Genomic DNA, 20,212 nt, shown 5'->3' with positions numbered 1-20,212 from the left:
GCTGGGAGGAGGGTGGGCGGGGCGCGGGGCTAGCCCCTACGCCATAGCGGGCTGCACGGCCGGTTGGCCTTCGGGCTTCGGTTCGTCCGGCTTTTTGGCGCCTTCGGGGGCGGGCGGGCCGCCGCCGGCTTCCTCTTCTTCGAGCTGTTGCTTGGTTTTGGGCGGGCCGCTGATGCGCTCCTGCAAGCCCTCAAAAATCATGAACAGTACCGGGATGAAGAACACCCCGACCAGCGTGCCAAACAGCATACCGCCAATGGCGCCCGCCCCGATGGCCTTGTTGCCATTGGCCCCCGCCCCGCTGGCAAACAGCAGCGGCATCAGGCCAAAGACGAAGGCAAACGAGGTCATCAGAATCGGCCGCAGGCGGGCTTTGGCACCTTCGAGGGCTGCGTCTACTATTTCCAGGCCGTGGTCGCGGCGGCGGGCTAGCGAGAACTCGATAATCAGAATCGCGTTCTTGGCCAGCAGGCCGATGAGCATAATCACCGAAATCTGGAGGTAGATATTATTGTCGACCCCAAAAATCTTGGCGAATAAGTACGTGCCGCTCAGGCCAATCGGGATGGAAAGCAGCACCGCAAACGGCAGGATGTAACTCTCGTACTGCGCGCTCAGCAGCAGGTACACGAACACCAGCGATAGGGCAAAAATGTAGAGCGACTGCTGCCCGCTGCCTTCCTCCTCGCGGCTGATGCCCGAAAACTCGAAGCCGTAGCCGGCCGGCAGCTGCTTGGCCACCTCCTGAATGGCCACTAGCGCCTGGCCCGAGCTAGTTCCCTCCTTGGGCGAGCCGTTCACCGAAATAGCCGTGAACAGGTTGAAGCGCGACAAGCTTTCGGGCCCGTAAATGCGCTTAAGCGTGACAAATTCGGTGATGGGCGCCATGCTGCCCGTGGCGTTGCGCACAAATATTTTGCTCAGGCCCTCGGGGTTGGCGCGGTACGAGGTGTCGGCCTGCACCATTACCCGGTACTGCTTGCCAAACTGGTTGAAATTGGAGGCGTAGGAGCCGCCGTAATACACCTGCATGGCGTTCAGAATGTCCTTCTCCGTGAGGCCGGCTTCCTTCACTTTCGCCACGTTCACCGAGAGCTGGTACTGCGGAAAGCCGGGGTTAAAGGCCGTGGTGGCAAACTGAATTTCAGGGCGTTGGCTGAGCTTGGCCAGGTAGTCCTGGGCCACTTTATAGAACTCGGCCGTGGTGTGCCCGCCCTTGTCCTGCAGCTGAAACGTGAAGCCGCCCGTGGCCCCGAAGCCCGTGATGGTGGGCTGCGAGATGCTGCGAATATCGCCGGCCCGGATGTGCGCCGTGAGCGCGGTTATCTTCTTGATAATTTGTTCGTTGTTCATGTCCTTGCGCTCATCCCAGGGCTTGAGGCGCACGATAACCATGCCGTAGGCGCTGCCCGCGCCGGCTAGGAAGTTCTGGCCCGTGATGCGCAGCGTGCCGCGCACCGCCGGAATGGTCCGAATCAGGCTATCGACCTCGTTGTTAACGGCCGTGGTGCGCTCCAGCGTGGAGGCGGGCGGCAGGCTTACGTTCACGAAAATGGTGCCCATATCCTCGTTGGGCACGAAGCTGCTAGGGGTGCTCGTCATCAGCACGTACAAGGCCACGCCGAAGCCCGCCACGCCCGCCAGGGCCAGCCACTTACGGCCCATCAGGAACTGCACAGCGCGGGTGTACTTGGCCACCAGCGCGTCGTAGGCCGCGTTAAAAGCTACGCCAAAGCGCTGCATAAGCGTCTTTTTCTCGGCCTTCTTGTCCTCCTCGTGGTGCGGCGGCAGCAGAAAAAGCGCGGCCAGGGCCGGGCACAGCGTGAGGGCATTGATGGCCGAAATAAGAATGGCCACCGCCAGCGTTATCCCGAACTGCTTGTAAAACACGCCGACCGAGCCGGTAATAAACGTGACCGGCAAGAACACCGCCGCCATCACCAGCGTGATGCTCACGATGGCGCCGGTTATCTCGCTCATGGCGTCGATGGCGGCGCGGCGCGGCGAGGTGTAGCCGCTTTCCAGCTTGGCGTGCACGGCCTCGACCACCACAATGGCATCGTCAACCACGATGCCGATAGCCAGCACCAACGCAAAGAGCGTGAGCAGGTTGATGCTGTAGCCGAAGAGCTTGAGAAAAAAGAACGTGCCGATAATCGACACCGGCACCGATACGCCGTGAATGATAGTAGACCGAAAATCCTGGAGGAAGATGAAAATAACCAGGAACACCAGCGCGAAGCACTCAATTAGGGTGTGGATTACCTTGTCAATCGAGGCATCCAGGAAGTCGTTGATGTTCACCAGGTTGGTGTAGTGAATGCCGGCCGGGAAGTCCTTCTCGGCGGCTTGCAGCACCGCGATGGACTTCTCAATCACGTCGCGGGCGTTGGAGCCCGGCGTTTGGTTTACCGAAATGCCTACCGAGGGCTTGCCAAACGTGGCGCTGTTGCTGCTGTAGGCCTGGGCCCCTAGCTCGATGCGGGCCACGTCTTTGAGATGCAGCAGCTGGCCCTGGGCCGTGCCCTTGAGCACGATGTCGCCAAACTGGTCGGCCGTCAGCAGCTTGCCGGTGTACTTGATAACGTACTGAAAGCTCTGGTCGGAGTTCTCGCCAAACTTGCCGGGCGCCGCCTCCACGTTCTGGTCGGCCAGGGCCGCCGTGACATCGGCCGGCGTGAGGCCGTAAATGGCCATTACATCGGGCTTGAGCCACACGCGCATGGCGTAATCGCGCGAGCCGAAGGCGTTGGAATCGCCCACGCCGTTCACCCGCTTGATTTGCGGCACGATGTTAATTTGGGCGTAATTCTGCAGAAACGTCTGGTCGTAGGCCGGGTTGTCGGAGTAGAGCGCGAAAATCAACAGGTTGCTGCTCTGGCGCTTGCGCACCGTCACGCCGGCCAGCGTCACCTCCTGCGGCAGCAGGCTGGTAGCGCTGGCCACGCGGTTCTGCACGTCTACGGCCGCCTGGTCGGGGTCGGTGCCCACGTTGAAATACACCTGGATGGAGCCCGCCCCATCGTTGGTGGCCGAGGACGTCATGTAGGTCATGCCCTCCACGCCGTTTATCTGCTCCTCCAGCGGCACAATCACGCTCTTGAGCACCACGTCGGCGTTGGCGCCCGCGTAGCTGGCCGACACCTGCACCGTGGGCGGCGAAATGTCGGGGTACTGCGCAATGGGCAGCGACAGCAGCCCCAAAATGCCCAGCAGCACGATAATAACCGAGATGACGGTGGAGAGCACGGGGCGCTCGATGAATATTTTTAGCATAGAGTTGTAATCCTTACGTGGGGCCCCACCCCCCCGGCCCCCTCCCCTTTGGGAGAGGGGGGGGCCTAGGCAGGAAGAGAATAAAATTAGCTTTCAGCACAAAGTCTTGTTAGTAAAGAGCTTTGCTAATCGTCAGGCTCCCCCTCTCCCAAAGGGGAGGGGGCCGGGGAGTGGGGCCTCACGCAAGAACGAGGGGGCTAGCCCGCCATTTCCGTGGTAGCCTTTTTCACCACCTTAGGCTTGATTTTCGTGCCTTCCTTGAGCCCGTTAATACCGTCTACGATTACTTCCTGGCCGGCTTTCAGCCCCTTTTGCACCACGAAGGAGGCGCCATCGGGGGTGGGCACCACCGTGATGGGCAGGGCGTGGGCGGCCGTGTCGCGGCCCAGCACGTAGGCAAAGCGCTTGCCTTGCAGCTCATACGTAGCGCTTTGCGGAATGATGAGCACGTTGTCCATGGGCTGAAACGTGCGCACCGAGCCGCTGCTGCCACTGCGCAAAAAGCCCTGCTGATTGGGGAACGTGGCGCGGAAGCTGCTAGCCCCGGTTTCGGTATTTATCTGGCCGATAGCCGTTTCGACGCGGCCGGGGTAGGGGTACACCGTGCCATCGGCCAGCACCAGGCGCACGTCGGGCACCTTGGCCAGCTTGTCCTGCAGGGTATTGCCGGGCCGGCGGCGGGTGAAATTGAGCAGCGCCTTCTCGCTGAGCGAGAAATAAGCGTACACGTTGCCGATGCTCGAAATCGTAGTCAGCGGGTCGGTGGAGGTGCTGCTCACCAGCGACCCGATTTTGTTCGGGATGCTGCCCATTACGCCATCGACCGGGCTTGTAATGGTGGTGTAGCCCAGGTTGGTCAGGGCGTTGGCCAGCGTAGCCTGGGCCTGGGCCAGCGCGGCCAGCTTGCTTTCGAGGGTGTACTGCGCGGCCTCCAGCTCGTACTTGCTAATGATATTGCGCGCCACCAGGGGCTGCACTTTGCGCACGCCCATGCGGGCGGCGTCCACGTCGGCCTGGGCGGTTTTGATGCCCGCACGGGCCGTGCGTACCTCCTGCTCGTACTGTGGGGCCGAGATGTGAAAGAGCTTCTGGCCCTTTTTCACGCTAGCCCCTTCATCAACGTAGATGGCCTCAACGAAGCCATCGACCTTGGGCCGGATTTCGACATTCTGCTGGCCCTGAATGGTGGCCGGGTAGTCCTGGTAGAGCGTCACCGTGTCGGGCTTTACCACGAGCACGGGGTAGTCTTTAATGGGCTGGGGCCCACCATCCTTGCCGCCTTTGCCTTGCTTGCCGTCGCTGGCGGTATCGTCTTTTTTGGAGCCGCAGGCGGCTAGGCTCAGCAGGGCCAGCAGCCCGGCGGCGAGGCCCGGTAATCGAGTGTGCATCGTCTTGAAACGGATAAGTCGGGCCGGGCGGCTGGGCTAGCCGCTTCCTAAAAGACGAAGCCCCCAACTATCCCGGCAGACGCTGCTATACGGCCGATGGGGCCAGCAGAGTTATGAGGGGGCGGTGAACGGCCGGCCGAACGCGGCCCACTACGCCACCGGGCTCATTTTCAGGCGCTATTTACTTGCTTTCAGTGGTGGTGATGTTGCCCCGGGGCAGCCGGCTTGCCAAAGATGTTGACCAGCGCGCCCACCACAAAAAGGGCGGCCCAGCACACGTAGAGCCAGCCGTAGCCGGCCGGCAGCGGCCGGCGCACCACGTAGCGCAGCAGCAGCTCGGCCCCGCCGCTCATCAGCAGCCCGGTGAAGGCAATAAACTGCCACGAGTTGAAGTGGCTGGGGCGATAGAGCTTGGCGAAATCCATGAGGAAGGCGGTAGAAGAGAAGACAAAGAAAAGGGGCTGGCGGGCTCAACTTCGGGCTAGCCGGCGCGTACATGCTAGGGCCGCCGCCCGGCAGCGTGGCCCCCACGCGGCGCGGGCCTCAGCCAGTAACCAGCCACTACGTAAAACCTCCCACCCCGATTTATGATTCTCAGCGACGAGCTATTCGAAGAAGACGGCACCACGCCCAAGAAAGACGGCCAGCAAACCGACGCCCCCAACCAGAACCCGACCAACAGCATTCCGGCGGGCCACAACGAGGAGCTAGCCAAGCAGCGCGACTACCAGGAAGACCAGAGCAACAATAAAAAGAGCGATGACGCCAGCGCCCACCGCAACGTAGGCGCCAACGGCTATACCCAGCGCAGCGACCAGAAAGACCAGCTGGCCAACCTGCACATCGGCGGCTCGGAAACCGAGCCCCAGGGCGGCAGCAACCACACTACCTCCGGCGAGCAGGCCCAGGGCCCGGGCTTTACGGAGGAGGGCAGCTACGAGCTTGATGAGCAGGGCGAAGGCATCCGGATGCACGAGCAGAAGCTGGGCGACGACAAGCCCGGCGCCTCGGTGCAGCGCACCCAGGACGAAAGCAGCAAGTAGCAGCACCAGACTGTTCGAAATACAGAATTTCCCGGTTGTGGGCCCTGCAAGGCCGGCAGCCGGGAAATTTTTGTTTCAAAATATAAGCGCGGCTAGCGCAGGCCCGGCTGGGTAGCGGGCTCGTAGTTGGCCAGGGCCAGCGCGGGGGCGGGGGCCGCGCGCTGGCTGCGGCGGGCCAGGTAGTGCGTAAGCAGCAGGGTGAGAGCCACCGATTCTAGTAGGGTAAGCACCACGCAGGCCAGCTCTTGCCCGGGCGCCAGGCCCAGGGCAGGGCAGTTCAGCACCAGGTAGTTGGCGCGGATGAGCAGCACGTGGGCAAAGAAAACCACCATGCTAAACCGGTTTATGAGCGTGTGGTAGGCCCGGATACCAGGAGCTTCCAGGCGTAGCACTCCCAAAAAAAGCAGCAGGCTGATGGGCGCCATGCTGAAAACCAGCGTGTAGGAATAGTGCCCACCCGTGGCCCACCACAAAAACCAGGTTTCGGCTACCAGCAAGCCAGCGGCACCCAGCGCCAGCCAGCGGGCCCGCATACCTAGAAAGACAGTCTCGTGCCGGGCCACCCACGCGCCGGCTACCACGGCCGGAAAGCCAATGCCGAGGTAATTGGCGCTTAGCTTGGCCACCAGCAGCGCATGCCGGCCGGTGCACCAGGGCACGGGCTGGCCCAGGCGCTCGGCCAGCACGCGCAGGGGGCCGTAGGTGAGCTGCGCAAACCCAAAGCCCGCCAGCGCCAGCAGGCATACTGCCCGAAACCACCCCCGGCGCTCGAAAAAATACGTGGTGCCGATGCCAGCCAGCAGCGGTGGCACAAACCACAGCGAATAGGCCGGCCCCTGCAAGAAGAAAACGTCGAATAGCAGCCGCACCGGCCCGCCCAGCGCCACGTGCGCCTGGTAGTTGCCTATAAGCGCCGGCAGGGTGGTAGTAGCCAGGTAATAGCCGCAAAACAGCGCGTAAACCGCACTTATCCACAGCAAGTACCGCCGAATATACGTGCCGGGGCTAGCCGCCCGCGTCCAGCCCTGGTAGGCCAAAAAGCCGGATACCATGTAGAAGCAGGGCACTACCACGGCCATCATCTGCGCCAGGCCCGCAACCCGGTAGGTAAGCGCCAGGTACGCGCTGGGTAGCTTGATGTGGGCCAGCAGCACCGTTAGCGAGCCCACCAGCTTAAATACCGTGATGCCGGAGTAGTACTTACGCATGGGGCAGGGCCGCACCAAGCTGCGGCAACACAAGGCTCTTGATAGTTTCGCTCGATACCTTGCCGGTGGGCGACAGCGGCAGGGCGGGCAGTACCACAAAATATTTCGGCACCTTAAACTGCGACAGGCTGCCCGCCAGCTCGGCACGCAATGCGCTGAGGTCGAGCGCAATGCTGCTGTGCGCTACCAGGGCGGCGCACACCTGCTCGCCGTACAGCTCATCGGGCACGCCCACCACGAAGGCCTCGGCCACGGCCGGGTGCCGCAGCAGCGCGTGCTCGACCTCGACGGGCGAAATCTTCTCGCCCCCGCGCGAGATGAGCCGCTTGAGGCGGTCGGAGAGATACAGGCACCCCCGCGCATCGACGTAGCCAATGTCGCCCGAGCGGTACCAGCCATCGGCCAGAAAGCTATCGTGGAGTAGTTCTTCGTGGGCGTAGCGCATTACGCGGTGGCTGCGAATCAGCAGCTCGCCCGGCTGGCCGGGCGGCAGCAGGGCCCCCGTGTGCGGGTTGCGGGTGCATATTTCCACGGCCTTATCTACCTGCCCACAAATGCTATAGGGCGTTTGGTGAAACTCCTCGTAGGGCAGCAGGCCATTGAGCAGGTTGATGCTGCGCAGTAGCCGAATGAAGAGCGTCACCATCAGGTTGCGCTTTTTGTGCAGCAGGCAGGTGCCGTTGGCCACAGCCCCCGCCTCCGACGAGCCGTAGCTGACGGTGAAGAAGTGCAGGTTGGGCAGCTTATCGGCAATGCGCATGAGCATGGGGCCATTAACGGCCGCCGAGGCAAAAACCACCCCTAGCACGCCGGGCAGCTGCCCGGCCGCCGCGGGCTGCGCCGCAAACATGGCCTGTATCATGAAAGGCGTGCCTATCAGGAACTTGCACTGCTCGGCGGCCGTCACGGCGTGCGCCGTGAGGGGGTTGAAGTGGGTGAGCAGCACCGTGCGCACGTTGCAGAGCCGCAGGGAAGTAAACAGGGTGCCGATGCCGCCGAGGTGGTAGAGGGGCAGCAGGCTCATAATGGCCAGGCGGCGGGTGTAGCGGTCGCCCAGGCGCTGGGCGGTGGCTTGCAGCCGGCCACTGAGGCCCCGCTTTTCCTTTGCTAGCCCCAAAAAGGAAGCCACGGACCGAAGCACGCCTTTGGGCACCCCCGTAGTGCCGGAGGTGTACAGCAGAAAGGCCGGGTCGGTGGCGCGCACGGCCCGGCACGCCTGCACCAGCTGCCCCGCCGGCAGTGGGGCTGCGGCCAGCAGGTCGGCATAGGGCCGGAAGGGGGCAGGCAGGGCCTCCGCGGCCCCTAGCACAAATACGTGGCGCGGCAGCCACGCCGTGGCCGGGGTTGCGTGCGCCGCGCGCAGGTCGGCGGCCAGGCCCAGATAAGGCAGCTGCCGGGCCGCCGTGCCCATAATAAAGGCAGCGGGCCGGGCGTCGCGAAAATAAGTTTCCAGCTCGCTCTTAGTCGAGTACGTGTTGATGGGTACCACCACGGCCCCCACGGTGGCCACGCCCAGCAGCGACACAATAAGCTCGGCGCGGCCTTCCAGCAGCACCGCCACGCGGTCGCCTTTTCCGATGTCCAGGCGAAGGAGGCCACCGGCTAGCTGCTGCACTTCGGCCCACAGCTGCGCCCAGGTATAGGCCTGCTGCCGCTCGGGAAAGCAATAGGCCACGTCGTGGGCATTGTACCGGGCGCGCTGGCCCAGCATATCAGGAATGGTGTCGCGGTTAAACGCAGCAGAAGCAGACATTTTTCATAGCAGAAAGGTGCGGCCGGGCAGCCGGCACGGGGCTGTAGGCTGGGGCCGCAAATAATTGCCTAAAGGGCAAATTGGTGAGCAAGTTACCAGCGCCGACGCTTTTTTAACGGTGCCACTTACTATACCGGGCTGCCAGGGCTGGCAGCTGTGGGGTATCTTGGCAGCCGAAACGGGGCCGGGTAACTGGCCCGGCCTTTTTGCGCTCCTTCATGAACTCCTTTTTTTTGGTACGCAGCCTGCCGGCCAAAGCCTCGCTGCTGCTGGCCGGGGCCCTGGCCAGTTGTAGCCGTGGGCCCGAGCAGTCGGTTGCCGCGCCCACCAGCGCCAGCGCCCCCGTGCAGGCTTCGGCGCTGGCCCCGGTGCCCGCGCCGGCCCGGCCGGCGCCCGGTAGCCGGGCCACAACCCAGGCGGCGGCCAGCCCCGCTTTGCGCCCTGCCGAGCCAGTGGCGGCGCCCGAGATAACTGTAGCCGCCGCCCGGCCTACCTCGCCAAAGCCTGCCCCGGCGGCGCCCGGCCCGGCCGCCACCTACCTGCAGGCCGGCCGCGTGCTCGACGAAAGCGGGCAGCCCCTGGTAGGCGCCACCGTGCTGCTGCGCGGCACCAGCCGGGGCACCAGCACCGATGCCAGCGGCAGCTACCTGCTGGAGGTGCCCAAGGGCGAGAACACGTTTTTAATAGGCTACGCCGGCTACGAAGACGAAACGGCCCGCAGCCACGACGGCCAGCCCCTCACCGTGACGCTGCTGCCCGCCCCCGGCGCTAGCCCCGGCCCGCCGGCCAAGGGCCGGCGCGGGCAGCGCTAGCCCCTGGCCGCGCCGCTGCCAGGTGGCCGGCGGGCGGCGGGCCGCGGGCCGCCTTTTTTAAGAGTGCGCTGCCACAAGCTGCTTTTGGGTGCTATACTGCGGGTGCTAAACCTTTTATCGCCCGCGCATGAAACCCCCGCTCCTTACTTCCGCTGCTTTGCTGCTGGCCGCGCACCTGGCCGCGGCCCAGGCCCCTGGTGGCGCCCCGGCGCCCGCCCGCGCCGAGGCCCGCCCGGCGGCCAGCCTCAGTACCATTACGCAGGGCCTGAAAAAAAACGACGGCTACTTTCCGTTTTACTACGACGAGCAAACCGGCAAAGTCTACCTGGAGGTGACGCGCTTCGACCAGGAGTTTCTTTACTTCAGCTCGCTCACCAATGGCGTGGGGCTGGGCGGCCCCGAGCGGGGCGTGGCCTCGGCCAGCGTGGTAAAGTTTGTGAAAATCGGCCCCCGGGTGATGCTGCTGGAGCCCAACCTGGCCTACCGCGCTACCGGCAAAAACCCCGATGAGCAGCGTGCCGTGGAAAGCGCCTTTGCCAAGTCTGTCATTTGGGGCTTTACGCCGGCGGCGGTGGAGGGCGACCGGGTGCTGCTCGACCTCACGCCTTTTCTGGTGCGCGATAGCCAGCAACTGGCCGGCCAGCTCGGCAAGCCCAGCTTTGCGGGCCTGCGCGGCGGGGCCGCCGCGCCCGCCGCCGCCACGTACCGCTTCGACGAAACGCGCTCGGCAGTGTACCCGGCCAACACGAAGAATTTTCCGCAGAATACGGAGTTTGAGACGCTGGCCACCTTCGTGGGTGGGCCCGGCGCGGGGGGGCTCGATTTTGGCGCGGGCGGCCCCGGCCTGGCGCCCGACCCCAGCGCCGTAACGGTGGGTATGCACCAGTCGTTTGTGCAGCTGCCCGCGGCCGGCTACCAGCCGCGCATGTTCGACCCGCGCTCGGGCTTCAACCAGTTCAGCTACCTCGATTTTTCGGCGCCCATGAGCGAGCCGCTCGTGCAGCGCTTTTCGCGCCGGCACCGGCTAGCCAAGCAAAACCCCGGCGCCAAAATCAGCGACCCGGTGGCGCCCATTGTGTACTACGTAGACCGCGGCGCCCCGCCCGATATCAAGCGTGCCCTCATCGAGGGCGGCGGGTGGTGGAACCAGGCCTTTGAGGCGGCCGGCTACCGCAATGCCTTTATCGTGAAGGAATTGCCGGAGGGGGCCGACCCCATGGATATTCGCTACAACGTGGTGAACTGGGTAGATAGGGCCACCAACCCGCGGGCGTTTTCCTACGGCTCGTCGTACATCGACCCGCGCACCGGCGAAATCATCAAGGGCGTCGTCACCCTGGGCTCGGACCGCCACCGCCAAGATTACCTCATTGCCGAAGGCTTGTTGCAGCCCTATAAAAACGGCCGCAAGGCGCCCAAGCAGCTCGAAGAGCTGGCGCTGGCCCGCATCCGGCAGCTTTCGGCCCACGAAATCGGGCACACGCTGGGGCTGTTTCACAACTTTACCTCCAGCACCCACGAGCGCGGCTCGGTGATGGACTACCCGTTTCCGCGCTTCTCGCTGCGGGCCGACGGCACCATCGACGTGTCGCAGGCCTACGCCGCGGGCATTGGCAGCTGGGACAAGCGCGCCATTTTGTGGGGCTACCAGGATTTCCCGAAGGGTACCAACGAGCCGGCCGCGCTCGATAAAATTATGCAGGAAACCCTGCGGCAGGGCCACATTTTTATTCCGGATGTCGGCGGCTACGCGCACCCGCTGGCCAACCAGTGGGACGATGGCGACAATGCCGTGACCCAGCTCGCCAAGCTGCTGGCGGTGCGCCGGCACGTGCTCGACACGTTTTCGACCGATGCTCTGCCCGCCGGCGCGCCCCTGGCCACGCTCGAGGAAGTGCTCGTGCCCATGTACCTGCTGCACCGCTACCAGGTAGAGGCGGCAGCTAAGTCGCTGGGGGGCTTGTACTTCACGCCCGCCGTGAAGGGCGACGGCCAGGTGATAACCCGCCTGGTGGCACCCGCCGAGCAGTGGCGCGCCCTCGATGGCCTGCTCGCCACCCTCACGCCCGCCACCCTGGCCCTGCCCGAAAAGCTGATTCAGCAGATTCCGCCCCGGCCCGTGGGCTACCCCGGCAGCCTCGAAACCTTCAGCGGCCACACCGGCCCCACCTTCGACCCGCTGGGGGCGGCCGAGGCCGCGGCGGCGCCCACCCTTGCGGCGCTGCTTGACCCGTCCCGCGCCGCCCGCCTCATTGAGTACCAGGCCCGCGACGCGCAGCAGCCGGGCTTTATGCCGGTGGTCGATAAGCTGCTGGCCCAAACCTGGCACGCTCCGCTAGCCCCCGGCTACCCCGGCGAGCTGCAAGTAGTCGTCAATAATCTGACCCTGAAATATTTGTTGCAGCTGGCCGCCAGCCCCGCCACCGCCGAAAACGTGCGCGGCGAGAGCCTGCTGAAAGTAAGCGAGCTGAAGGACTGGCTGAAAAGCCAGGTGCCGCAGGCGCCGCCCCGCCAAAAGGCCAGCCTGCTCTTCGGCCTGAGCCAGATTGGCAAGTTTGAGGAAGACCCCAACAAGTTTGTGCCCGCCCCGGCGCTGGCCCAGCCGCCCGGCGCGCCCATCGGTATGCCGGGGCCGGATTTTTTGGAAGACAACGGGGCGTAGTAGCGCCCGGTTGTCGGTACTACCTTGCGCCCGCCAACCAGGCTGTTTTCTGACCTGTTTCTTATGAATACCTATTTAGTAACCCTCGCGCTGGCCGGCTCGCTGGCCGGGGCGGCGCTAGCCCAGGCGCCGCCCGCCCGCTCGGCCCAGGACTATGCCCGGGCCGAGCGCTTCATGCTTTACAACACCCAGCCGCTGGTCGACCACAGCCTGGGCCAGCTCAACTGGCTGCCCGATGGCCGGTTCTGGTACCGCACCCAAACGGCGCAGGGCAGCGAGTTTATCGTGGTTGACCCCGCGCGCCGGACCCGCGCCGCGGCCTTTGACCAGGGCAGGCTGGCCGCCGCCCTATCGGCGGCCAGCGGCCGGCCGGTCGAGGCGGCCCGGCTGCCGTTTCGCAGCTTCGCGTTTGCCCCCGATGGCCAGGCCATTGCCTTTGCGGCGGGCGGCAAGCGCTACCGGTACGCGCTAGCAAGCGGGCAGCTGAGTGCTGACGACCCACCCGCGGCTAGCCCCGCTGGCGACAAAAACGCCGCCAACGAAGTGGTGTCGCCCGACGGGCGCCTGGCCGCCTACATCCGCGACTACAACCTGTGGGTGCGCGACACCAAAACCCAGCAGCAAACCCAGCTCACCACCGATGGCGTGAAGGACTACGGCTACGCCACCGACAATGCGGGCTGGACCATGAGCGACGCGCCGGTGCTGCGCTGGTCGCCCGACTCGCGCAAAATCGCCACCTTTCAGCAGGACCAGCGCCGGGCGGGCGATATGTACCTGGTAACCACCAATGTGGGCCATCCCCGGCTGGATAGCTGGAAGTACCCGCTGCCCGGCGACAAGGATATTATCACCATCGAGCGGGTGATTATCGACGTGAACCCGGCCAAGGTAGTGCGCCTGCAAGTGCCGCCCGACCCGCACCGCGGCTCGCTCTCCGACGATATTTCGAGCAGCGGCACCTTCGATGACGTGGACTGGAGCGCCGACGGCGCGCAGCTAGCCTTCGTTTCGACCTCGCGCGACCACAAGCAGGAGAAGATGCGCCTGGCCGACGCCGCTACCGGCGCCGTGCGCGAGATGTTTTCCGAAACCGTGCCCACGCAGTACGAATCGGGCCAGCGGGCTATTAACTGGCGCTATCTGCCTAAGAGCAAAGAAGTTGTCTGGTACTCGGAGCGCGATAACTGGGGGCATCTTTATCTCTACGACGCCGCCACGGGCAAGGTCAAGCACCAGATTACCAAGGGCAGCTGGGTGGTAACGCAGCTGCTGAGAGTAGATGAGCAGGCCCGCCAGCTCTACTTTCTGGCCGATGGCCGCGCGCCCGGCAACCCTTATTTCAGCCAGCTCTACCGCATTGGGCTCGATGGCAGGCACCTGACCCTGCTTACGCCGGAGGCCGGCAACCACCGCGTCACGCTTTCGCCCTCGGGCCGCTACTTCGTGGATAGCTACTCGCAGCCCAACGTGCCCGAAGTCAGCGTGTTGCGCAGCCTCGATGGCAAGTTGCTTACCACGCTGGAGAAGATGGACATCTCGCGCCTTGCGGCCACTGGCTGGAAGGCACCCACGCCCATTACGGTGAAGGCCCAGGACGGGCAGACCGATTTATACGGGCTGCTCTTCACACCCACCACGCTCGACCCGGCCCGCAAGTATTCGATTATCAATTATATATATCCCGGGCCGCAGGGCGGCGGCGTGGGCAGCTGGTCGTTTGCCTCAGCCCGCAACGACCACCAGGCCCTAGCCGAGCTGGGGTTTGTGGTGGTGGTGATAGAGGGCAGCTGCAACCCGCTGCGCTCCAAGGGCTTTCACGATGCCTGCTACGGCAACATGGCCGAAAATACCCTCGGCGACCAGGTGGCCGGCATGCGCCAGCTAGCCCAGCGCTACCCGTATATTGACCTGGAGCGGGCCGGCATCTGGGGGCACTCGGGCGGCGGCTACGCCACGGCGGCGGCCATGTTCCGCTACCCCGATTTCTTTAAGGTGGGCATCTCGGAGTCGGGCAACCACGAAAACCGCAACTACGAGGACGACTGGGCCGAGCGCTACATCGGCCTGCTGCAAACCCAGTCCGACGGCACCACTAATTACGACAATCAAGCCAACGCGCTTTTTGCCAAAAATCTGAAAGGCAAGATAATGCTGGCCCACGGCATGATGGATAACAACGTGCCGCCCTACAATACCCTGCTGGTGGTAGAGGCCCTCACCAAAGCCAACAAGAGCTACGACCTGGTCATTTTCCCGAATGCGCAGCACGGCTACGGCCAGTACTCGCCCTACATGACGCGCCGCCGCTGGGACTATTTTGTGCAAAACCTGGCCGGCGCCACCCCGCCTCACGACTACGAGATGACGCCCCGGCCCGACCCGCGGCTGGAAGTGCAGTAGGGGCCAATGGCTGGCTCGTTACTCGTTCAACCTCACCCCCGGCCCCTCTCCTTGGGGAGAGGGGAGCCTAGCGTCGACTGGTACAACACCTGGCGTGGCTACCCGGAAATGGCTCCTTGGGGAGAGGGGAGCCTAGCGTCAGTTAGGCATTGCGGTTTTGGTTTTTAACGCCTCATTTTTAATTCTATCGCCAGGCTCCCCTCTCCCCAAGGAGAGGGGCCGGGGGTGAGGTCGGGCGCCTGGAAGAATACCCTGAAAACACGCGTGCCCCGGGCTTCATCCGAAACCCGGGGCACGCGTGTTTTACCTAAATTCAATTCTGCTAGGCCCCGCCCATGCGCCGCCCAACCAAAAAGTACACCGGCAGCCCTAGCGCCACCAGGCCCAGCCCGATGCCAGCCGCTACGGCCGTGTCGGGCGCGATGAGCAGAATGATGCAAAAGGCCGAAGCCAGCACCACGTAGATGCCCGGCAGCACCGGGTAGCCCCAGGCGCGGTAGGGGCGGGGCGCGTCGGGCCGGGTGCGGCGCAACACGAAAATGCCGATTATCGTGATGAGGTAGAACAAGATAACCGAGAACATGACGTAGTTGAGCAGCGTGTTGTAGCTGCCGCTCAAACACAGCAGGCAGGCCCACAGGCACTGCACCCACAGCGCGCGGCCCGGCACGCCGGCGCGGTTAAGGCGGGCCAGCCCCGGAAAAAACAAGCCATCCTTGGCCATTGCAAAGTAGGCGCGGGCGCCGCTCAGGATAATGCCGTTGTTGGCGCCGAAGGTGCTGAGCATGATGAGCACGGCCAGTACAATGGCACCTTTCGGCCCCATCACCGATTCGGCGACGGCCGTAGCTACGCGGTCGTCGGCAGCGTACTGAATGCCGCGGCCGGCCAGCGTAGCGGCTTCGGCCGAGCCCTTGAGGGGCAGCACCAGCAGGTACACGATATTGATGAAAATGTAGAGTACCGTAACGATGGCCGTGCCGATGGCCATGCTGCGTACCAGCGTGCGCTCGGGGTTTTGAATCTCTTCGCCCGCGAAGCCAATGTTATTCCACGAATCGGAGGAAAACAGCGAGCCTTTCATGGCCGAGCCGATGGCAATGACCAGGCCGCCCGCCGTCAGCGATTGCAGCAGGCCGGGCTCGCCGGGGGCCGGCGAGCGCGTGGCCGTCCACAGGTCGTGGAAGTTGGCCTGCACCGCGTCGGCATTCAGGCCCAGGGCCAGCCCGAATATAATGAGCAGCGCCAGCGCTACCAGTTTGGTGGAGCTAAGGACATTTTGGATGAGCTTGCCGGCCTGCACTCCGCGCGCATTTACCGCCGTGATGGCCACGATGAGCAGGATGGCCAGCAGCTGCACGGAAGAAAACTCAAAATGCCAGCTACCGAGGTGGGTATCGAAAAGGACATTATTGACCGAAAACCAGGGCCAGATAACGCCCGTGAACTTGGCAAAGGCCACGGCCACGGCCGCGATAACGCCCGTTTGAATGACGAGAAAGAGCGTCCAGCCATACAGGAAAGCCACCAGCTTGCCGAAGGCCTCGCGCAGGTACACGTACTGCCCGCCCACCTTGGGAAACATGGCCGCCAGCTCGCCGTAGCTGATGGCGCCGGCCATGGTGATGAGGCCCGTGAGCAGCCACACCACCAGCAGCCAGCCCGCCGAGCCCACCTGCCGGGCAATGTCGGCCGACACGAGGAAGATGCCCGAGCCAATCATGGAGCCCGTGACGAGCATCACGGAGTCGAACAGCGTGAGGGCGCGCTTGAAGTGGCCGGGCGCGGCGGCGGCAGCGGCAGGAGCGGAGGAAGGTGGTAAGGTGTCGGCCATAAATGCGGGGGGCTAGGGCAGTTTTTTGCCAAATAAACGACCGGCACCCGCAATGCAACCGCGCGTCCCGCCAAGGGAGTCCAGTGTTGAGCTATCAACCTGCGCCACTAACTTTCCCGTTATGAACCGTCAACTACGTCTGCTGCTGCTTGCTAGCTGCTATTTTGGCCTGACTTCTATGGCCGGTTGCCCCAATAATGTGCCAGCCGGGCAGCTCACAACGGTGCAGGGAAAGGTGATGAACCTGCGCACGGGTAAGCCGATGACCGGTATCCGGATGGCGCTGGCTACGATAAGCCAGTATCCTGGTTCTTCGGGTAATTACTGGAACGAGGCAGACTCAACCCGAACTGATTTGCAGGGCAACTATTCCTTCAGCTTTACCAATACCTACCAACTCTACTATGGTGTCAGCTGTGAAGGAGCCAATGATAATACCCGGATTTTCAGGCTCGACCTGCCAGATTCAATTATCACCGGCTATAATCCGCGTAGCAAGCGCACTATTGACCTGACTATTGGCAGCGCTAATACTGTGAATTTCAAGCCGTCTCCTCGACGGGTATTCGCGGTTCAGGTGCTTACACGCCAGACCGGCTATCAGTATCTGAGCTTCAACCGGCTTCAGAAGTTTCCTGCCAATAACCTAAGCCAAACAGTATATCTCTACCAGTCAGTGCCATTCTATACTGGTGAGGCACAGAATTTTTACAATCGGCCAGGCATTCTGCCTGTAGCAACGTTTTCGCGAACCACAGCTAGCGGGGCCACCCAAGATACTTTGGTGAGTATAAAAGCCCGCACGTCCCTTTCTGGCGACACTGTGCGCGCCACCCTCACCTTCGTGCGCTAGGCTGGCCGCCCTAACGCCGGGCCGGGCTACTTTTGCCGCATGTCCCGCAAGCTTCTGGCCCTGCTGGTGGCCGCCTTCTTGCTGCTGTCGCTGGCCACCTACGTTTACTACCGCCGCACGCTGGCCGCCCGGCCCATCGACCCCTACGCCTTGGTGCCCGACGATGCCGTGCTGGTGCTGGCCACCCGCGACCACGCCGCCCTGGTGCAGCACTTGCAGGAGGCCGGCGTGTGGGACAACATTACCGGGGTGCGCTACTTTCAGCAGGTGGCCGGCCCGCTGGCCCTGGCCGACAGCCTCGACACCGGCGGGCGCCCCGTGGTGGCCAACCCCGTGACCGGGCGCCCGCGCGGCCTGCTAAGCCTGCTGGGGAAGAAGCTCGTGCTCAGCTCGCTGCACCTTACCGGGCCGGGGCAGGTCGATGTGCTGTACCAGATACCGCTGGCCAGCGTGCGCGAGTACCGCCAAGCCCGGGGCCTGCTTGAAACCCTGGGCCGCGACCCGCGCTACCGCCTCAGCACCCGCGACTATGAGGGCTACGAATTACAGGAATTAACGGCCCAGGCCGGCGGCACGCTCACGGTGCTCAACTACCGCAACCATTTAGTAATCAGTACCCACGCCGCGCTGGTCGAGGCTGTGGTGCACCGGCTGGCTCACCCCGAGGCGCCCACCGTGCGCGCCGGCTTTGGGGCCACCGACCTGCTGCGCCTGCGCGACGTGGATGCCACGCTGCTCGTCAACTTCCGGCGGGTGCCGGCCCTGCTCGACGTGCTGTTTCAGCCCGGCACCCACGCCTTGCTCGACCAGGCGCTGGCCCTCACCCACGAGAGCTTGCTAGGCCTCAAATTTGGGCCGGGCCAGGTCACGCTCACCGGCTTCGCCAACCCCGAAACGGCCGCCAACTCGTGGCAGCAGCCGCTGCGCGGCCAGGCTGCGCAGTCGCCGCGCCCCCTGGCCGGCGTGCTGCCCCTGCGCGCCGCCCTGGTGCTGGCCGTGGCCGGGCGGCTAGCCCCCGCGCCCGCCGCCGACACGGCCCGCGCCGCGCGCCCGGCCCTCGACAGCCTGCGCGCTACCCTGGCACCGGGCGCTACCCTGGTGTACCTGGCCACGCCCGCGCCGGGCCAGCTGCCGGCCCGCCTCACGCTGGTGCGCAGCGTGGCGCCGGCCCGCACGGCGCAGTGGCTGGCCCGGCTGCGGCGAGCGGGGGGCGCCTCGCCCGCCTTCGGGCGGGTAGGCAGCTACGAGGTGTATGAGGCCGGCTTTCAACCCAATGCCTTGCTAGGGGCGCTGGCCGATGGCCCGGCCGCAGCCCCGGCGGGCGGCCCGCTGAGCACGGCCGTGGTGGGCGAGTACCTGGCCCTGAGCGACAACGCCACGCTGCGCGCCTACCTGGCCGATGTAGTGGCCGGCCAGGTATGGAGCCGCTCGGCCTCGCAAGTTGCGCTTTTGCAGCAAACCCAGCCGCTGGCCCGCCTCACGGTGCTGGCCGATGTGCGCCAGGGCTGGAACGCCCTGTTGGGCACCCTGGCCGAAGACCGCCGGGCCGGCCTGCTGCGCAACGAGAGCCTGCTGCGCCACTTCTCGCAGGTGGCCTGGCAGCTGGTGCCGCCCGAGCAGCCCGCCGAGGAAACCCGGCCCGGCAGCCAGTACTTTGCCCAACTGCTACTGCGGCGGCCCGGCCAGGCCCCGGCCGCCGATTCGGCCGGGCGGGGCGGGGGCGTGCGCTTGCGCTTTCGCACGCCGCTGGCCGGGCAGCCCTTCTTATTGCCCGCCCAGCCCACCGCCGATGGCACGCTGGCCGCCCCCGTGCTGGTGGCCGATTCGCTGGGGGTGCTTACGCTGCTGCCGGCCGGCACTGCCAGCCGGGCCTGGGCCGATACGCTGCCCGGCCCCGTGGTGAGCCCGCCGCGCCTGCTGCGCGGGCGGCTGCTGCTGGCCACCGCCCACCGCGTGCACTGGCTGAGCCCGGCCGATGGCCGGGAGGCCCCCGGCTTCCCCCTCAACCTGCCCGACTCAGTGACGGTGGCCGACGTGGCGGCCGGCACCTCGGCGCGCATCCTGGTGGCTACTACCACCAATAGCCTGCTGCTGTTTGACACCAACGGCCGGCGCTACCCGGGCTGGCCCCACCGCCTGGAAGCGCCGCTGGCCGGCCCGCCGGCCCTGCTCACTGTGGGTGGGCGCGATGTGGTGGTGGCCGCCCTGCGCAATGGCTACGTCTATGCCTTCGACCAGGCCGGCAGCCGCTACCCGGGCTTTCCGGTGAGCGCGGGGGCGCGGCTGGCGGGGCCGCTGCTCACCGCGGCCGGTCCCACGCTGGCCCGCAGCCTGCTGCGCGTGGTGAACCAACACGGTGAATTGCTGAGTATTACGCTGAGCGGCGACATCAGTACCCGGCGCCGCGTGGCTACCTGGAGCCGTACGGCCAGCTTCCGGCTCGTGCCCGAGGCTAGCAGGCGCGCCGGCTCGTTTGTGGTGGTGCGCCAGGATGGTGGCCAGCTCGACGTGTATGCGCCCCTGGCCACCGGCCCGGCCCCGCTGCTGAGCCGCCAGCTCCTCACCTCGGGCGAGAAGCCCGTGCAGTGGTTCGACTTCGGCCCCGCTCACCAGGTGCTCGCCCTCACCGAGCCGCTGCCGGGGCTGGTGTCGCTCTTCGACGCCCAGGGCCGCCCGCTGGGCGCCGGCGCGGGCAGCCCCACCCAGGCGGGCACCTGGCCCAGCACCGGCACCGGCGTGGCGCTGCGCTACGAGGCCGCCCGCCAGCGCTACCAGCTGGTGCGCCTGCTGCGCCGCGAGCTGCGCCGCGACGAGGTGCGCGAGTAAGGGCCGGGCTAGTGGAAATAACAAGCGAGCGGTCATTGCGAGGAGGCACGACGAAGCAATCGCATCACTACGAGCTTTTATTTTAACAGACCGTTCGGGTGCGATTGCTTCGTCGTGCCTCCTCGCAATGACAACCGTTTTCCAACGCAGTCTC

The 20,212-nt window shown here is 64.9% G+C and carries 12 protein-coding genes; 6 read left to right on the top strand and 6 right to left on the bottom strand.

Annotated features, from left to right (window positions below; all coding sequences use genetic code 11):
• Positions 1-36 precede the first annotated feature (36 nt).
• The 3 genes from Q5H89_RS17725 to Q5H89_RS17715 form a co-directional block, all read right to left on the bottom strand.
• Positions 37-3,276, bottom strand: a complete 3,240-nt coding sequence (locus tag Q5H89_RS17725; RefSeq protein WP_305020684.1) for an efflux RND transporter permease subunit — start codon at positions 3,274-3,276, stop codon at positions 37-39.
• 197 nt (positions 3,277-3,473) lie between these two features.
• Positions 3,474-4,664: an efflux RND transporter periplasmic adaptor subunit gene (locus Q5H89_RS17720; RefSeq protein WP_305020683.1), complete on the bottom strand. Its 1,191-nt coding sequence runs from the start codon at positions 4,662-4,664 to the stop codon at positions 3,474-3,476.
• A 191-nt stretch (positions 4,665-4,855) separates the two neighbouring features.
• On the bottom strand, positions 4,856-5,089 hold the full coding sequence (locus Q5H89_RS17715) for a hypothetical protein (protein ID WP_305020682.1): 234 nt from the start codon (positions 5,087-5,089) through the stop codon (positions 4,856-4,858).
• A 162-nt stretch (positions 5,090-5,251) separates the two neighbouring features.
• On the opposite strand from Q5H89_RS17715, the gene Q5H89_RS17710 reads away from it, so the two are divergent.
• Complete coding sequence (locus Q5H89_RS17710) at positions 5,252-5,707, top strand: hypothetical protein (protein WP_305020681.1); 456 nt, start codon at positions 5,252-5,254, stop codon at positions 5,705-5,707.
• A 92-nt stretch (positions 5,708-5,799) separates the two neighbouring features.
• Here the strand turns inward: Q5H89_RS17710 and Q5H89_RS17705 are convergent, their stop codons facing one another.
• Both Q5H89_RS17705 and Q5H89_RS17700 read right to left on the bottom strand, forming a co-directional pair.
• Complete coding sequence (locus Q5H89_RS17705; protein ID WP_305020680.1) at positions 5,800-6,915, bottom strand: acyltransferase family protein; 1,116 nt, start codon at positions 6,913-6,915, stop codon at positions 5,800-5,802.
• Positions 6,908-8,668: a class I adenylate-forming enzyme family protein gene (locus tag Q5H89_RS17700; protein WP_305020679.1), complete on the bottom strand. Its 1,761-nt coding sequence runs from the start codon at positions 8,666-8,668 to the stop codon at positions 6,908-6,910. The genes Q5H89_RS17705 and Q5H89_RS17700 overlap by 8 nt, the downstream gene beginning before the upstream one ends.
• 218 nt (positions 8,669-8,886) lie before the next feature.
• Between Q5H89_RS17700 and Q5H89_RS17695 the strand changes: the two genes are divergently transcribed.
• From Q5H89_RS17695 to Q5H89_RS17685, 3 genes are all read left to right on the top strand, one after another.
• Positions 8,887-9,480 carry a carboxypeptidase-like regulatory domain-containing protein gene (locus Q5H89_RS17695; RefSeq protein WP_305020678.1) on the top strand — a complete coding sequence of 198 codons (594 nt, stop codon included), beginning with the start codon at positions 8,887-8,889 and terminating at the stop codon, positions 9,478-9,480.
• 127 nt (positions 9,481-9,607) lie between these two features.
• The gene (locus tag Q5H89_RS17690) at positions 9,608-12,142 is read left to right on the top strand and encodes a zinc-dependent metalloprotease (RefSeq protein ID WP_305020677.1); all 2,535 of its coding nucleotides are present in this window, start codon (positions 9,608-9,610) and stop codon (positions 12,140-12,142) included.
• Between the two features lie 63 nt (positions 12,143-12,205).
• Complete coding sequence (locus tag Q5H89_RS17685; RefSeq protein ID WP_305020676.1) at positions 12,206-14,545, top strand: S9 family peptidase; 2,340 nt, start codon at positions 12,206-12,208, stop codon at positions 14,543-14,545.
• Positions 14,546-14,867: 322 nt separating this feature from the next.
• On the opposite strand, the gene Q5H89_RS17680 is transcribed toward Q5H89_RS17685, so the two are convergent.
• A complete protein-coding gene (locus Q5H89_RS17680; RefSeq protein ID WP_305020675.1) occupies positions 14,868-16,379 on the bottom strand; it encodes an APC family permease in 1,512 nt (503 codons plus the stop codon).
• A gap of 121 nt (positions 16,380-16,500) precedes the next feature.
• Here Q5H89_RS17680 and Q5H89_RS17675 point away from each other — a divergent pair, with 121 nt between their 5' ends.
• Positions 16,501-17,232 carry a hypothetical protein gene (locus Q5H89_RS17675; protein WP_305020674.1) on the top strand — a complete coding sequence of 244 codons (732 nt, stop codon included), beginning with the start codon at positions 16,501-16,503 and terminating at the stop codon, positions 17,230-17,232.
• Positions 17,233-17,271: 39 nt separating this feature from the next.
• Positions 17,272-20,058 (top strand): hypothetical protein, encoded by a 2,787-nt coding sequence (locus Q5H89_RS17670; RefSeq protein ID WP_305020673.1) that lies wholly within the window; start codon positions 17,272-17,274, stop codon positions 20,056-20,058.
• The last annotated feature ends 154 nt before the right edge of the window (positions 20,059-20,212 follow it).

Source organism: Hymenobacter cheonanensis (assembly GCF_030581075.1).
Taxonomy (GTDB): domain Bacteria; phylum Bacteroidota; class Bacteroidia; order Cytophagales; family Hymenobacteraceae; genus Hymenobacter.
Note: the sequence above shows the minus strand (reverse complement) of the source record. Positions and strands in the feature narration are given on the sequence as shown.